The 14219-nt window shown below is 66.5% G+C and carries 15 protein-coding genes and 2 pseudogenes; 5 read left to right on the top strand and 12 right to left on the bottom strand.

Annotated elements, in window-relative coordinates:
- Positions 1-51: 51 nt before the first annotated feature.
- From OE647_RS10045 to OE647_RS10035, 3 genes are all read right to left on the bottom strand, one after another.
- Positions 52-1338 (bottom strand): O-acetylhomoserine aminocarboxypropyltransferase/cysteine synthase family protein, encoded by a 1287-nt coding sequence (locus OE647_RS10045; protein WP_263721597.1) that lies wholly within the window; start codon positions 1336-1338, stop codon positions 52-54.
- A 319-nt stretch (positions 1339-1657) separates the two neighbouring features.
- On the bottom strand, positions 1658-3040 hold the full coding sequence (locus tag OE647_RS10040) for a trypsin-like peptidase domain-containing protein (protein WP_263721596.1): 1383 nt from the start codon (positions 3038-3040) through the stop codon (positions 1658-1660).
- Between the two features lie 68 nt (positions 3041-3108).
- Positions 3109-4110, bottom strand: a complete 1002-nt coding sequence (locus tag OE647_RS10035; RefSeq protein WP_263721595.1) for a hypothetical protein — start codon at positions 4108-4110, stop codon at positions 3109-3111.
- On the opposite strand from OE647_RS10035, the gene OE647_RS10030 reads away from it, so the two are divergent.
- Positions 4109-4342: a hypothetical protein gene (locus tag OE647_RS10030; protein ID WP_263721594.1), complete on the top strand. Its 234-nt coding sequence runs from the start codon at positions 4109-4111 to the stop codon at positions 4340-4342. The genes OE647_RS10035 and OE647_RS10030 overlap by 2 nt on opposite strands.
- A gap of 142 nt (positions 4343-4484) precedes the next feature.
- On the opposite strand, the gene OE647_RS10025 is transcribed toward OE647_RS10030, so the two are convergent.
- The 7 genes and pseudogenes from OE647_RS10025 to OE647_RS10005 all read right to left on the bottom strand — a co-directional run bounded on the left by OE647_RS10025 (position 4485) and on the right by OE647_RS10005 (position 7525).
- Complete coding sequence (locus OE647_RS10025) at positions 4485-4679, bottom strand: hypothetical protein (protein WP_263721593.1); 195 nt, start codon at positions 4677-4679, stop codon at positions 4485-4487.
- 260 nt (positions 4680-4939) lie between these two features.
- Positions 4940-5107 (bottom strand): annotated as a pseudogene (locus tag OE647_RS20185) (hypothetical protein); the annotation flags it as partial.
- Positions 5108-5261: 154 nt separating this feature from the next.
- Positions 5262-5384: pseudogene (locus OE647_RS20180) on the bottom strand (hypothetical protein); the annotation flags it as partial.
- Positions 5385-5487: 103 nt separating this feature from the next.
- Positions 5488-5610: a hypothetical protein gene (locus tag OE647_RS20175; RefSeq protein WP_412174941.1), complete on the bottom strand. Its 123-nt coding sequence runs from the start codon at positions 5608-5610 to the stop codon at positions 5488-5490.
- 226 nt (positions 5611-5836) lie between these two features.
- Positions 5837-6112: a F0F1 ATP synthase subunit A gene (locus tag OE647_RS10015; RefSeq protein ID WP_263721591.1), complete on the bottom strand. Its 276-nt coding sequence runs from the start codon at positions 6110-6112 to the stop codon at positions 5837-5839.
- A 316-nt stretch (positions 6113-6428) separates the two neighbouring features.
- Positions 6429-6782 carry a hypothetical protein gene (locus OE647_RS10010; protein WP_263721590.1) on the bottom strand — a complete coding sequence of 118 codons (354 nt, stop codon included), beginning with the start codon at positions 6780-6782 and terminating at the stop codon, positions 6429-6431.
- Between the two features lie 161 nt (positions 6783-6943).
- Positions 6944-7525 (bottom strand): hypothetical protein, encoded by a 582-nt coding sequence (locus OE647_RS10005; protein WP_263721589.1) that lies wholly within the window; start codon positions 7523-7525, stop codon positions 6944-6946.
- 332 nt (positions 7526-7857) lie between these two features.
- Here OE647_RS10005 and OE647_RS10000 point away from each other — a divergent pair, with 332 nt between their 5' ends.
- Both OE647_RS10000 and OE647_RS09995 read left to right on the top strand, forming a co-directional pair.
- Positions 7858-9042 carry a CBS domain-containing protein gene (locus tag OE647_RS10000; RefSeq protein WP_263721588.1) on the top strand — a complete coding sequence of 395 codons (1185 nt, stop codon included), beginning with the start codon at positions 7858-7860 and terminating at the stop codon, positions 9040-9042.
- Positions 9043-9124: 82 nt separating this feature from the next.
- Positions 9125-10681 carry a PAS domain S-box protein gene (locus OE647_RS09995; protein WP_263721587.1) on the top strand — a complete coding sequence of 519 codons (1557 nt, stop codon included), beginning with the start codon at positions 9125-9127 and terminating at the stop codon, positions 10679-10681.
- A gap of 3 nt (positions 10682-10684) precedes the next feature.
- Here OE647_RS09995 and OE647_RS09990 read toward each other — a convergent pair whose 3' ends face one another.
- Positions 10685-11413, bottom strand: coding sequence for a response regulator (locus OE647_RS09990; RefSeq protein ID WP_263721586.1), 729 nt, complete (start codon positions 11411-11413; stop codon positions 10685-10687).
- A 166-nt stretch (positions 11414-11579) separates the two neighbouring features.
- Here OE647_RS09990 and OE647_RS09985 point away from each other — a divergent pair, with 166 nt between their 5' ends.
- Complete coding sequence (locus tag OE647_RS09985) at positions 11580-12260, top strand: helix-turn-helix domain-containing protein (RefSeq protein ID WP_263721585.1); 681 nt, start codon at positions 11580-11582, stop codon at positions 12258-12260.
- A gap of 262 nt (positions 12261-12522) precedes the next feature.
- A complete protein-coding gene (locus OE647_RS09980) occupies positions 12523-13509 on the top strand; it encodes a hypothetical protein (protein ID WP_263721584.1) in 987 nt (328 codons plus the stop codon).
- Here the strand turns inward: OE647_RS09980 and OE647_RS09975 are convergent.
- The gene (locus OE647_RS09975) at positions 13490-13648 is read right to left on the bottom strand and encodes a hypothetical protein (protein ID WP_263721583.1); all 159 of its coding nucleotides are present in this window, start codon (positions 13646-13648) and stop codon (positions 13490-13492) included. The two genes, OE647_RS09980 and OE647_RS09975, sit on opposite strands and share 20 nt — an antisense overlap.
- Positions 13649-14219: the final 571 nt, after the last annotated feature.

The raw sequence follows: 14219 nt of genomic DNA, 5'->3' as shown, positions 1-14219 counted from the left end.
GCTGGCAAGAGGGGGCGTCCCGCCCCCCCTTCTAGTTGTGCGGCTACCCGATCAGGCCGTTGCCTTCGCAAGCGCCTGATCGAGGTCGGCGATGATGTCGTTGGCATCCTCGATCCCGATCGAAAGGCGCACGACATTGGGCGCGGCCCCGGCGGCCTTCTGCTGCTCGGGCGACAGCTGGCGGTGCGTCGTCGAGGCGGAGTGGATGATGAGCGAGCGGGTGTCGCCCAGGTTCGCGACGTGGCTGAAAAGCTCCAGCGAGTCGACGAGCTTCACGCAGGCCTCGTAGCCGCCCTTCACCGCGAAGGTGAAAAGCGCGCCCGCGCCCTTGGGGTAGACCCTCTGGGCCCGCTCGTAATAGGGCGAGGAGGGCAGGCCGGCGTAGGTCACATAGTCCACGCGCGGATCGTTCTCCAACCATTCGGCGACCTTGCGGGCGTTCTCGACATGGCGCTGCATCCTGAGCGACAGCGTCTCGATCCCCAGAAGCGTGTAATGCGCGCCCTGCGGGTTCATGGTCATGCCCAGGTCGCGCAGGCCGACCGCGATCGAGTGGAAGGTGAAGGCCAGCGGCCCGAAGGTCTCATGGAACTTCAGCCCGTGATAGGCGGGCTCGGGCGCGGAAAGCGAGGGGAACTTGTCCGAGGCCGACCAGTTGAAGTTGCCCGAATCCACGATCGCGCCGCCGGTCACGGTGCCGTTGCCGGTCAGATACTTGGTGGTCGAATGCACGACCAGCGTCGCGCCGAGGTCGATCGGGCGGCAAAGGTAGGGCGTGGCGGAGGTGTTGTCGACGATCAGCGGCAGCCCGGCCTTGTCGGCCACATCGGCGACGGCGCGGATGTCGGTCACATAGCCGCCCGGGTTGGCGATCGACTCGCAGAAGATCGCGCGGGTGTCATCGTCGATGGCCGCGGCCAGCGCGTCCAGGTCGTCGAAATCGACGAACTTCGCCGACCAGCCGAAGCGCTTGATGGACTGGCTGAACTGGGTGACCGTCCCGCCGTAAAGCCGGGTGGAGGCGATGATGTTGCGCCCCGGCCCCATCAGCGGGAAGAGCGCCATGATCTGCGCCGCGTGGCCCGAAGAGCAGCAGACCGCGCCGACGCCGCCTTCGAGCGTGGCGATGCGCTCGCCCAGGGCCGCGACCGTGGGGTTGGTCAGGCGCGAATAGATGTAGCCGACCTCTTGCAGGTTGAAGAGGGCCGCCGCGTGATCCGCGTCGCGAAAGACGAAGGCCGTGGTCTGGTAGATCGGAACCTGACGCGCGCCCGTGGCGGGATCGGGCCGGGCGCCGGCGTGGATCTGAAGCGTGTCAAAGCCGTAGGTCTTGGTCATCGGGGTCTCCGCGGGAAATGATGCGGCGCCGAGGTTAGGGCAAGCGCCCCCCCAAGACAACAGGTGCGCTGGGCGCGCGTTTCACAGCGTGCTTAGCAGTTGCAGCCTTTTGGACCGCGGTGGTCTGCGTGTTGGGTCGCGCTGCGCGACTCGGACGGGGATTGCGCCCTAGCCACGCAGACAAGCGCGACGGAAAACAGCGTCAGGGCAGCAAGGATGGCGGCAAAGGTCATGATGGCCTCCTTTCCGGGTGGGGCTATTGTGCGGCCATTCACCGTTCACACGGAAATCACATGCGCGGGAGGGGTCTGGGCGGCGGTTATCCGCGCAGCCTGAGGACCAGGCGCTGCCCATCGCGAACGAAGGTGATCTGCCACCGCCGGCTTGGCTGGCTCGCAACCGCTTCGAGGTCGCGGAGCGAGCGGATCTCCACCCCGTTGATCGCAAGGATCACATCGCCGCTTTGCAGCCGCGTTCCCCGCGCGGCGCCACCAACGCCGGTCACGATGATCCCCTCGGCGGACAATGGCAGCCCGTATTTCTGGATCAGAGCGGGGCTCAGGATCGCGGCCGAAAGCCCGTCGAAGATCGTGTTCGCCGTGATGCGAAGGCTTTGCGCATCGGAGACCGGCGCGGGCGAGAGGGTGACATCGGCTTCCTCCATGCGCCCGTCGCGCCAGTAGGCGACCGGCGCGGTGCCGCCGGTTCCCATCGTGGTCAGGCGGAACTCAAGCTCCTGCGGTCCATCGACATCAAGGCCGCCGACCGAGGTGATGACATCGCCGGTTTGCAGTCCCGAATGTGCGAAGGGGCTTTCTGGATGCAGGCGCGTGATCACGACGCCGCGCGGCGCGGGCATGCCCATGGCCTCTGCCATGGCGGCATCCACGACCTGGACCTCGATCCCCGACCAGGGGCGCTCGATCTCGGTGCGGCCGGCTTCGGCCTGGCTGACATACTGCCGGACAAGGTTCGCCGGAATCGCGAAGCCGATGCCGTTCGATCCGCCCGATCGGGTGACGATCTGGCTGTTGATCCCGAGGACCCGCCCCGTCATGTCGATCAGCGCCCCGCCGGAGTTGCCGGGGTTGATCGGCGCATCGGTCTGGATGAAATAACCGCCCCCCTGGCCCATGCCCCCGCCGGAGCGGGCAAGGCCCGACACGATCCCCGAGGTCACGGTCTGGCCGACGCCAAAGGGGTTGCCGATGGCCAGGACAAGATCGCCGACCTCCGCCCGGTCGGAGTCGGCCAGGTCCAGCGCCGGCAGGCCGGAGGCGTCTTCAAGCTGGATCACGGCGATATCGGCGCCGGGATCGGACAGGATCACCCGCCCGTCGAATTCGCGCCGGTCCGACAAGACTACGCGGATCGTGTCGGCGCCGCCGACGACATGGTAGTTCGAGACCACGATCCCGTCCGCGCGCAGGATCACGCCCGAGCCAAGGGAGTTCTGGACCCTTGGCGCGGCCTGTCCGAAGCCGAAGAACTGCGAAAAGAACGGGTCGTTGGCGAAGGGGCTCTGGCGCTGCTCGACGATCCTGCGGGCGTAGATGTTGACGACCGCAGGGGCCGTCGCCTTGACCAGCGGCGCGAAGCTCAGGCTGATTTCGGCCTGGGAGGCGGGCAGACGGGTCTCGGCAAACGCGGGCTGGGACAGGGCGGCGAGCGCGCAGAGCGGCAGGATCAGCATGGATTTCATGGTCTCGGTTCCCGGGCTTCTTGGCCAGCACCTGTGTTTCGTGCGCAGCTTTTTCAAGGGATTGAGGCTCAGCGCAGCCAAAGCTTCGCCTTCTTCAGCCGGTTGCGGACTGCCTGTTCCTGCGGCGGCAGCGCTTCGCCCTCGAACATGGCGCGGACTTCGGCGCCCTTGCTCTGGTAGATGAACTTGCGGATCGGTTCATGTTCCTTCACGACCTTCTTGATCCAGTTCGGCGCCAGGGCTGCCTCGATCGCCGCAATCGCGCGGTCGTCGCGATTGGCGTAAAGCAGCGGCAGCACCCGATAGTGGCGGCTGACGCTGCCATCGAGCCCGTCGAGACCCCGGCCCGGCCGTCCGCCGCCCAGTGAATGGATGACGAGGGGAAGCGCCACCTGGTCCAGCCAGGGGTCGAGCGACTGGCAGACAAGCGCGTCGGGCGCATCGTCGCGGATCGCCAGCGCGTAGTCGAGAAACCGCTGGCCGAAGACCCGCGCGTCGCGGTGAAAGAACCAGCCCGCGTTGAAATAGAGATAGCGTTCCCAGTGCTCATCCGGCTTCGTCCGGTCGAGAGAGCTTTCGAAGTCGAGGCCGAACTTGTCGTAGAGCGACTTCCAGATCTGGCCGTAGCCCGGTCCGTAAAGTTCGATCTGCGGCCAGGTGCCCTTGCGCCGCATTGAGGCGGCGGGTCGATCGAATTCGAAGACGACATCGGACAGGGGCGCCATGAAGGCGGTGTCCGTATCGAAGAATACGAAGGGGCGGTCCCCCGGCAGGATCGAAAGCGCCTCGATCTTGTTGCCATAGGGATAGGACTGGCCGAAATGGCGGCTCTCGAAGGGCACGATCTCTGCGCCCAGCCGGTCAAGCACGCCCCGGATCGCATCGGGAAGGCGCGTCTCATCCTGCCAGAGAGGGCCGGGCTCAGGTTCCGCCATCACCAGGCGCCCCTCGAAACCGGGATTGGCGGCGCGGAACGTGGCCGCGAAGATCACCGCCTCATAGGCCAGACGCCCGGCCTGGGCCACGCAGATCACGTCGAAGATTTCAGCCTGGGGATGTGCGGGCGCCATGGCGCTATATCGCGCGGGACCGTTCGTCTGGCAAGGGTGCGCCGTCGGCATCAAGGCCTTGGCGGGCCGCCTCGAACCCGGCAAGGATGTCGCGCAGTTCGCGGGTAATCGCTCCCTGGCGCAACAGGCGGTAGGCATCCATCAGCGCGTCACGGTGTTCTCCGATACTGCGTTCGGCGCGCCGCATGTTCACTCGCACGCGGTTCTGCCGGAGGTCTGTAAAGAAGCGTGAAGATGGTTGCCCGATCGGCCAGGAAAAGAGCGATCGGACCCAATGGCGGGGGGCGCGGCTTCGCCCCGTGCGCGGGCGGTCGCAGGCGAACCCGGTCGGAGCCGAACGTGATCAGGCCGGACCCGCCGCCCTCGGGCCGGGGTCATGCCGTGACGCCCTTTCCGCGTAGCACGATCCGCAGCCCCATCTCGATCGTGTGTTCGAAGTCGCCGATGGCCTCCGCCGCGCCAACAACCTGATGGATCCGGGGCGCGGACAGTGCCCTTGTCGCGCGCACCATTGCGTGGATTTCCCGCGTCGTCTGCAGATGCGCGGACGCGTCTTCAAGCGATTGCATCGCCGCCCTCGCTTGCTCCTCGTATCGCGGCAGGCCCGGAGTCGATCGCGCCGCCCGCGACCAAGCTTTCGGCGGGTCTCAGTGTCGATCTGGGTGCCGAGCCGCGCGCAGGTCTCCGAGTCCTCGACCTGGGCGCAGCAAGGCCGCAGGTCCCCGGCGAGCGCGCGGAAGGCGGGAAGCTGCGCCTTGCCGCCGACGCGGCTGACCGAGTTGCCGATGTCCAGGGCGGGCAACTGCCCCTTCTCGAAGTGGTCGGGCGCGAGACAGATCCGATGGTCAGTGATCGAGATCAATTCGGTCCGGATGAAGGCGGAGATGTTCTGCGCTTGCGTCTCCGTCACCGGGTGCGCGGTCAGGGCGCCGCCGCCATCGACCGCCGCGATCCCGGTTTGGAACGGGGCGACGGCGGCCGCTCGATGGGTGACCATTCCGGACCCGTCTCTGGTCGCCCTGCGGCTGGCCAAGCGCGCCCATCACCCGCCCCAGAAGCCCACCACCAACCGGCGTGCCGATCACGCGCCGGAGTCGGGTAACCTTGCCGCCGTGGCGTATCCCATCGCCGCAGCCAAGGACGATGACGCCCGACCGGTCGGTGCCCAGGCTGGCCGCTATGCCGGTCTCGGCCCGCTCGAAGCTCACCAGCACGTCTGCCCGCAGCTCGGGTATGCCCGCGATCCGGGCGCTGCCGTTTCCGACGCTCAGCACGCGGGCGACGCTGCCAAGCTCCACCTCGGTCCGGGTTTACGCCACGATGCGGGTCATGCGGTCCAAAGGTCCCGCGAACACGTCGCCAGGCAGAGAGGAGCGTTCAGGCGGCATCGACCGCCTGGCTGGCCGTGGTGACGAGGCTATCGGATACCAGCGTCTCGACCCGATCCAAGTCGCGCGCCGCTGACCATTCGAGGACCGGGCGGCCCGGCGTCAACCACATCCCGACCGGCGCGTCCTCTGCGGCGCGGTAGTCAACGTCGATCCCCTCGGCGATGTGATCATGAAGCGCGCGCGCGATCCGGTCGCGTGCCGCCGGGGTTAAATCGGTCGAGTTTTCGACGTGCGCCGACGCCCCTTCTGCCGTGGCCGAGGCGATCGCGCCGATCGCGACCGTCAGGCCGGCCGTGATGATCGAGACGATGGCGAACCGGACCGCGGCATCCTTTTCAGGGCTCCATTCCGTTGGAGAGCTTGGGGGAGGGCGCGGGTCCGTTGTCCGGACGGACGGTGGAGGCGATGAAGCCCATCGCGAGGGCCGCAAAAATATAGGCCTGGATCAGGCCGGTCCGCAGTCCCAGAACCTGTATCATCAGGGGGAAGAAGAAGGGCGCGATGCTGCTGTCGGTGCCGGCGATGACCGTCCCGCTCATGAAACGACCGTTCAGCCGGACGGCCAGCGCGATGGCGCGGGAGATCTCGGAGACGATGTTGATGGGGAGCATCACGGGCAAGGGCCGGACATCAGTGGGCAGTTAGCCCCAAAGGCCGCGCCGCGAGAGCGAGAAGGCAGACACCGCGATCAGCGCCGGCAGCGCCTGGGCCGCCTGCCAGAGCGAGGTGAAACAGACCAAGGCTCTGCGCCGCCCCGGCTATCGCGCCCAGATGGAGTGTCGAGGTCATCGCCCTGGCTTCCCGGTCATCCCTGCGGTCGAGAAGAAGGGCTGCGTCGGGAACCGTTCCAGCGCGCGCCGCACGATGGCGCGTCCTTTTCCGACAGCTCCTCGAACCCCGGCATGGGATGATGTCGTTGAGGTCCTTCTATTCCGCCAGCGCCGTCTGCACGGCACGCGCGGAAGCGCACACCGGTGGGGGCTTGCCGTCGATGGTCTCGTCGAAGATGTTCGGCATTTGCCCCAGCAGCGCCATGCCCGTCGGGGCGGTCAGGGGTTGCCCGGTATCGCGCCCGGCATTCCGAGCCGAAGCTCGGAGGAGAGGCTCAGGACCAGCACATGCGGCTTCGCGGCTGGGCAGGCTTGCAACCTCCAGCGTCATGGCGGCGTCGGACAGCAAGAGAAGCCGGGAGCCAATCCGGGGCGCCGCATGTTCGAAACGCACAGCGGCGCCCGTTCCCTCTGCCGCGACGCTATGCCCAAGGCGCGTGTTGTCAGCCAAGGTGACCTCGACACCGAACCCGTGGCCAGGGCGCCGCGACCGGCGCCCTTGAGCCATGATCCCGGATATCAACGGGTTTCACGCCTTGAGGCATAACAGTGCCGCCGGGTCCTGCCCCCTTGGCATGACCATCGCCGCCGACGCGGCAGCCTAGGGGCGGCTTAGTCGATCCAGCGGTGGATGTTGACGTCCTGCCCGGACCGCTCGGCCATGATCGCGACCGCGCGCCGCTCCTTCTCGGCTGTCGTGGCGCGCACGCACATCATAATCCCCCCCTTGTGGAGCTTGTCCTCGTAGAAGGGTTTGAGGTGCTGGCCGCTGCGATGGGCCAGGATCGCCCCCATCACGTCGCCGGGGATGCCCTCGATCGACACCACCGAGATCGACGCGGCAAGGGTGCTCGCGGGCGTTACCAGCATCGCCATGGCGATGTAGGATCCCATGAAGGCGAAACCGTACTTCAGGAAGGCCTTGTAGTCCTCCATCGCCGCTTCGGGCACAAAGGCTGAAACCGGCACGGTAGGATCGTTTTCCACTTCGCGCGACCACCAGAACCGGTTGCCGAGCGTCTTTGCCAGCGCGTCCTTGCGGCCCAGAAGGTCGACATCGTACCGGCTGAAACCGACCGCGCGCAGGTCGCTGTAGGTGGCTTGCAGTGCTTCGTAGGATTTGAAAACGCCGACGACTTCGGGGGCGTACAGCGTGCTCGGCCGATCGGCCGTTTCGATCAACACACTTGTCATGTCAGATTCCTCGCTTGGAGTCGTCCATACAATGCGGCAAAAATGCGGCATCGCATACCCTATCTTCAAGCGAGATGTGAAAATCGCAATAATCTAATAGAATACGTTCTATTATATGCGTTTTGTTAAACGATTCCGCCCAGAGATTGGGCCGCAGCATCGAGAACGGCCAAAAGACCGCGCAATCCGTGGGTTGTGGGGCGGCAAAGCGGAGAGAATCGCCTTTGCCTCGCAGGTCGGTGCCCGGAAACGGCGGCCGCATGATCGGGATCAATTGGCCCGGATCGGAGGTTGATAAAATTACCTTCAAGAAGCATGTGGCAGGGTAAGCGATGTTTGCGCGTGCGGTTTGGTCCATCGATCTTTTCGGCGCCGAGATCAGGCTCGACCCTGCCTGGATTCTTGTCGCCGCGCTGATGGTCTGGTCGCTGTTGTCTGGCTTCTTTCCTGGACGCCTTCCCGATCTTGGCAAGGGCGATCACGTTCTGCTCGCGATCGTCGCGACGGCGGGGCTTTTCGGCAGCATCGTTCTGCACGACGTCGCCCAGGCCCTGGCTCGCCGGAGGGTCTCGCAGGGTCGCGTCCTGCGGCACGATCTGGCGCCCGATCGCGTTGCCATGCCCGAAGAGGCGCCGCAAAGCGCGGGTTCGGAGCTCCGGATCGCGATCGCGGGCCTCGCGGTGCCGTTCGCGCTGGGCGCGCTCGCCTGGGTGGCGTTTGTGGCGTTGTCACGGGCCGGCATCTCGCCGCCGGTTCTGGCGCTGCTGGAATACCTTGCGCTGATCAACCTCGCGCTGGCATCGCTCAACCTGCTGCCCGCCTATCCACTGGACGGCGGTCGCATCCTGAGGGCCGCGCGCTGGCGCGCCTCGCACGATCTGGCCGCCGCGACGCGGGAGGCGGGTCAGGTCTCCGCGCTCGTCGCCCTCCTTCTGGTCGGATCGGGCTTCGTCTCACTGTTTTCGGGGGCCATGATCGTGGGCGGTTGGCAGGTGCTGATCGGTATCCTGTTGTTCCTGGCCGCGCCGCAGGCGCCGAGGCTGCCGAAGCGACCCTTGGTGGAAGCGCCCCAGGTGACGGGCGGAACGGTGGCGCAGTTCATGAGCGGCTCGCTCCACACCGCAAAGCCGGAGGACACGCTCGCCGAGGCGATAGACCGGATCATCCTGCGCCACTCGCGCAGCTTCGTGCCGGTGACCGAAGGCGAGCAGCTTCTGGGCTATGTCGATGCCAGACTGATCAGCGCGATCGACCGGGAAAACTGGGACGATACCCATGTCGCCGACATCTATGTCAGCAGCGACGAGACGAACACCATCCCCCCGGACCTGGAGATGGGCACCGTGATGAGGCGCATGATCACCGGCGGCCCGCGCAAGTACATGGTCGCCGAGCAGGGGCGGCTCTTGGGCGTCGTGACGCTCGCGGATCTGACCTCACATATCGCCATGCAGCAGGAGCTTGACCAGACGGGCGCGCCCGGACTGGCGGAGCCGGTTGGATACCTGCGAGCCTGAAAGCCGTCTGTTTGCGGGCGGTTGACGCCGTCGTCGCAACGGGCGAGGCTGCCGGCGCGTCCAACCTGGGAGATTCCGGCCGATGTCGTGTGAGGCATCAAGCGTCGTCTTGCTCGACACCATCCTCGCGACGGCTGTGGATGCCATCGTCGTTTGCGATGCCGATGGGCTTGTCACCCGCATCAATCCGGCCGCCAGCGCGATGTTCGGGTATGAACCCGAGGAGCTTCTGGGTCAGTCGATAGACCTGCTGGTGCCTGACGTCGCCGCGGACGCGCATCGGCGCCGGATCGGGGACTACCTCAGGACCGGTGAGGCGGGGATCATGGGCCACGGCCGCGATCTCGACGCGCTTCGCAAGGATGGCAGCATCTGCCCCGTGCATCTGAATATCGGCCGGTGCGACCTCGACGGGGCGCCGGTCTTCGTCGGGATCATGCGCGATCTGTCGGCGCGCAATGCCAGCCAGCGCGCGATGGAGGCGGCCAAGCGCATGGAACTGCTCGGCCAGCTGACCGGGGGCGTGGCGCATGATTTCAACAACATCCTGACCATCGTCATCGGCAACCTGGAGCTTCTGGGCAACTGCATCACCGACCCCAAGCAGCACGCCCTTCTGGATGAGGCGATGTCGGCGGCGGAGCTCGGGACCAAGCTGATCGGCAAGCTGCTGGCCCATGGCCGCAACGGGCCCGTCAGCCCGGTCCGCCTCAGGGTCAATCAGGCGATCTCGGAATCGCTCAGGCTTCTCAATCGTATCCTGTCGCCCAAGACCTCGGTGCGCTACGTCTACCGCTCGACGATCGACCAGATCGACATCGACCCTTCCGCGTTCGAGAATGCGCTGATCAACCTCGTCGTCAACGCGCAGGACGCGATGCCCGACGGGGGCGAGATCGTGATCAGCACCGCCGATGTCCGCATTGACGATTTCGGCTTTGCCGAGGTCGGGCTGCTGCCGGGGCGCTATGTGCGGATCTCCGTCACCGACAACGGCAAGGGGATGAGCGACGAGGTCAAGGCCCGCGCCTTCGAGCCGTTCTTCACCACCAAGGCGCCGGGGCGGGGCACCGGCCTCGGCCTCGCCACGGTCCAGGGCTTTGCCCGGCAGGCCGGGGGCAAGGTAACCCTTTACAGCGAGGTCGGTCTGGGCACGACCGTCAGCCTCTATTTCCCGGTGCCGGTCGCGGACCCGCCCGCGCGCGGGACCGAGCCCGCCTGCGAGAGCCAGACCGGGGCCGGAAACGGCAGCGTCATCCTTGTTGTCGAGGACGATCGCGCCATCCGCACGCTGACAAACAAGCGGATCGAGGCCCTGGGCTACCGGACGCTTGCCGCCGCGAGCGCGGCCGAAGCCCTGGACGTTCTGGAACAGCATCCGGAGGTTGCCGCCGTATTCTCCGACTTCATCATGCCGGGGCCGCTGAACGGCTTCGATCTCGCGCAAAGGATCAGGGCCGAACGGCCGGGGGTCGGGATCCTCATGACTTCGGGGTTTTCCGGTGATCTGCTGATGCCGCCCGGGAAAATGATGCCGCCCGGGAAAAGCGACGAGACATTGCAGCTTTTGCAGAAGCCCTACCGCCAGGTCGAGCTTGCCGCGCGACTGAAGGCCCTTTTGCCCGACAGCCGGGCCTAGCGGCTACGACACGAAGACCTCGGTCGCAAAGGTGTAACCCACGCCGCGCACCGTCTTGATCAGCTTGGGGGCGCTGGGCACCGCCTCGATCTTCTTGCGAAGGCGCGCGACCTGATTGTCGATCGTCCGGTCGAGGGGCGCCCATTCGAAGCCGTTCACCAGGTTCATGATCCTTTCGCGCGACAGCACCTCCCTGGGGTGGTCGAGAAAGACCGTGAGCAGGCGGAAATCGCCAGCGGTCAGTTCGATGGGCGCGCCCTCGGCGTCGAAAAGTTCCAGCGTTTCAGGGATTGCCCGGAACCCTGCGAAGGCGTATTCGCGCGGCGGTCCGGCCAGGGGGGTCGCGGGCTTGCCCGCCCCCTCGACCCCGGAGCGGCGCAGGATCGAATGGATGCGCGCCAGCACCTCGCGCGGGTGGAAGGGCTTGGTGATGTAGTCGTCCGCGCCCAGTTCCAGCCCGACGATCCGGTCGATGACGTCGCCGCGGCCCGTCACCATCACAATCGGGACGTTGGATATCTTGCCGACACGCCGTGCGACGTCCAGGCCGTCGGCGCCCGTAAGGTTCAGGTCGAGCGTGATCAGGTCGAACGACTGCCTTTGCACCATCTCGATGGCTGCCTCGCCCGTCTCGGCCTCGCTCACGGCGAAGCCGTCGGCCTCAAGACTCCGGCGCAGGAGCTGACGCACGCCAGGATCGTCTTCGACGACCAGGATGGACTTCCCGACCACGACCCCTCCTCATCCGGAACCACATGTCTAATTGTTCTGGGACATATTGTTTTCCCGAAAGGAAACGGCAAGCGGCAAGCGCGGCAATTACACTTTGATACAGGGCCAAAGATACTTCTGCGACATGTCGCAACCAATATACCGCGCATACCGCTAGGGGGCCATCATGTTTGCGAACACTGCCTGCAATGTCCTGTCGTTCCAATCCTGCCCCGTCCTGAAACGCGAACGCGCCCGGGAAGCCCCCGAGGGATGCCGGCGCCACCTGCGGCAGGGGGAGCATCTGTTCTACGAGGGCGACACGGCTAAGCATGTTTTCGAGGTCATCTCCGGGACGCTTCGCCTGGCGCGGGTCCAGCGGGACGGGCGCCGACAGGTCATGACCTTCGGTCTGCCGGGGGATCTGGTCGGCCTTCCGGTCGATGGCAGGCATTCGGCCGAATGCGATGCGGTGGAGCCCTGCGAAGTTATCGCGCACCGCTTCGATCCGCTTTCACCGCCGGAGCGCTGGCCCGACCTGAATGCGCGTGTCTTGAACGCGGCGCTGGAGGAGATCCACGCGCTTCAGGACCATTTCCTCACGCTTGGCCGGCGGTCCGCGTGCGAAAAGGTCGCGGCCTTCCTCCTCTGGCTTGGCAGCCGCGTCGGAGCGCGCGCGGGACGGCATCGGCGCGTACACCTCGCGATGAACCGCGCGGACATCGCCGACCATCTGGGCCTTACCCCTGAAACGGTCAGCCGCACGATCACGCAGTTGCGCGAAAGCGGGCTGCTTGCGCTGGATGGGGCGCAGACCGTGGTGATCCTCGACCCCGACGGGATGAGGGTATTGGCGGAGGGCGGCTGATCCCGGTCAGGGGGCGGCCTGCGCGACGCGCCTTTGAAGGTGGTTGAACCACTCGTGCGTCAGTTGAACGGTATGAACTATGACCTCCAATCCTTTGCGCGACTTCAGTGATGTTCTACGTCGGCCGGGGCGGCGGCTTCACGCACATAATTCGGCGGGCGAGATGATCGGCGTCAGTGCGCAAGGTCACGCGACCGTGAATTCTGCGCGCATGAAGCCCTCCTCGGTGCCCCCCGGTCCTGTCCCTTCGGCCCCCTCAAAGGTGGCCAAGATCGCCGCCGCCCTGCGCGACCGCGGCACGCCGGCTGAGGAGGTGAGAGAGACCAACATGGCTTGGGTCTTTCTGACCCGTGACGCCGTCTTCAAGGCGAAGAAGCCGGTCCGAAGCGCGCTCAGCGACTGCCGGTCGCTGCGCGCTCGCCGCGATGCCTGCAACGAGGAACTGCGGCTGAACCGGCGTCTTGCCCCCGATGTCTATCTGGGGCTGTCGCGACTGACGCGATTGCAGGGCGGCAGCTTCGCCATCGACGGCGACGGGGCGACGGCGGAATGGCTGGTTCACATGCGAAGGCTTGAGGCCGCGCGCTTCCTGGACCAGGCGATCCGGTCGGGGGATGCCACGCCGGGCGAGATCGCTGCGGCGGCGGACCGCCTGACGAGGTTTCACGCCGGGGCGGCGCGGCCACCCATCGGCCATTTCCGCTATCTTGGTCGCTATCGGCATGAGATCCAGGAATTGCGTCATCTGCTGAACGAACCGCCGTTCCAGGAGTTTGCCCCTCACCTGGACCGCCTTGCCGAGTTGCTCGACCAGTTCCTGGCCGACGACATCGGGCTGATCCTGTCGCGGCTGGACGATGGGCATGTCGTCGACGGCCATGGCGATCTTCGGCCCGAACATGTCTGGCTGGGCCCGCCGGTCCTGATCATCGACTGCCTCGAAGGCTCGGCCGATCATCGCGCCCTTGATCCCTACGAGGAATACGCAACGCTCGCGATGGAATGCGCGGCGCTCGGCGCGCGGGGTGTGCAAGAGGTGCTGTTCGAGCGTGCCGCTATGGTTCTGGGGCCGGTGCCACCGCCCCGGCTCATCGCTTTCTATACCGTGTTCCGGGCGACATTGCGCACCCGTCAGGCGCTTGCGCACCTCCTTGACCCTACGCCGAGGACGCCGGAAAAATGGGTGCCGCAGGCCGCGCGCTACCTAGCCCTTGCCGAAGAGGCGGCCCTTAGCCTGGAGGGCGGATAAGCTCGCTGAGCGAGCCATCGGCCAGCAGGGGCGCGACGCTGACGACCTCGACCCGGCGGCCGTGAAGGGCAGGGTCGAGCCTGCGGCGCGGCATGCTGTGGGGGGCGATCCGGCGGCTGACAGCGTCGTTCTCCGACACCGCCTCCGCGCCCGCACCGCGGGGCTGATCCGGTTAATCTCTGCCAGACGTTCCATCTTGCCGGGGCAGGGCCGCAACTCTGCCGCAGGGGCATTGCGCGAAAGCCAGTCGCGGATCGCGTCTCACGCCGACCACGACAAGGCCGCCGACCGCCGCCAGCCCCGCCAGAGCCGGAACCAGCCGCCCGCTGCCGCGCCAGGCGGGAAAGCGCGCTTTCGACCAGCCGCGCATCAGGGCGAAAGGCCGGGCGCATCGTGGCATCCGTCGCCCGCCGGACACTGCTGCCCGAGAAGGAGACGACCCGTGCCCTTGGCCGCTGCACCGTCCAAAGGACGCCCCTGTTGCGGACCAGAGGCCCTTCGCGGCTCGCGCCACCTCCCGCGCCAACAAGACGGATCGCCGCATCGCGGCCTCCGCGCCGGCATGGCAAGTGGCGCTCAGGATCACACAAGGGGGGGATGGCAAGGGGTGGGCTCTCTCATCCACCACCCCACCGCGCGAGGACTTGGCGAAGGCGCGCAACTGGTCCTCGGCGCGCCGGTTCACGCTGCCCTCCGGATAAAACGCGTCG

The organism is Albidovulum sediminicola, assembly GCF_025751575.1.
In the GTDB taxonomy this organism is placed as follows: Bacteria; Pseudomonadota; Alphaproteobacteria; order Rhodobacterales; family Rhodobacteraceae; genus Albidovulum; species Albidovulum sediminicola.
Note: the sequence above shows the minus strand (reverse complement) of the source record. Positions and strands in the feature narration are given on the sequence as shown.

What these genes read in the sequence shown, in the direction of transcription:
- OE647_RS10005 (WP_263721589.1), bottom strand. Translation starts at nt 7,525, where the DNA reads ATGACAAGTGTGTTGATCGAAACGGCCGATCGGCCGAGCACGCTGTAC.
- OE647_RS10015 (WP_263721591.1), bottom strand. Translation starts at nt 6,112, where the DNA reads ATGCTCCCCATCAACATCGTCTCCGAGATCTCCCGCGCCATCGCGCTG.
- OE647_RS10045 (WP_263721597.1), bottom strand. Translation starts at nt 1,338, where the DNA reads ATGACCAAGACCTACGGCTTTGACACGCTTCAGATCCACGCCGGCGCC.
- OE647_RS10035 (WP_263721595.1), bottom strand. Translation starts at nt 4,110, where the DNA reads ATGGCGCCCGCACATCCCCAGGCTGAAATCTTCGACGTGATCTGCGTG.
- OE647_RS20175 (WP_412174941.1), bottom strand. Translation starts at nt 5,610, where the DNA reads ATGTGGTTGACGCCGGGCCGCCCGGTCCTCGAATGGTCAGCGGCGCGC.
- OE647_RS10000 (WP_263721588.1), top strand. Translation starts at nt 7,858, where the DNA reads ATGTTTGCGCGTGCGGTTTGGTCCATCGATCTTTTCGGCGCCGAGATC.
- OE647_RS09995 (WP_263721587.1), top strand. Translation starts at nt 9,125, where the DNA reads ATGTCGTGTGAGGCATCAAGCGTCGTCTTGCTCGACACCATCCTCGCG.
- OE647_RS10030 (WP_263721594.1), top strand. Translation starts at nt 4,109, where the DNA reads ATGGCGCTATATCGCGCGGGACCGTTCGTCTGGCAAGGGTGCGCCGTC.
- OE647_RS09985 (WP_263721585.1), top strand. Translation starts at nt 11,580, where the DNA reads ATGTTTGCGAACACTGCCTGCAATGTCCTGTCGTTCCAATCCTGCCCC.
- OE647_RS10025 (WP_263721593.1), bottom strand. Translation starts at nt 4,679, where the DNA reads ATGCAATCGCTTGAAGACGCGTCCGCGCATCTGCAGACGACGCGGGAA.
- OE647_RS10040 (WP_263721596.1), bottom strand. Translation starts at nt 3,040, where the DNA reads ATGAAATCCATGCTGATCCTGCCGCTCTGCGCGCTCGCCGCCCTGTCC.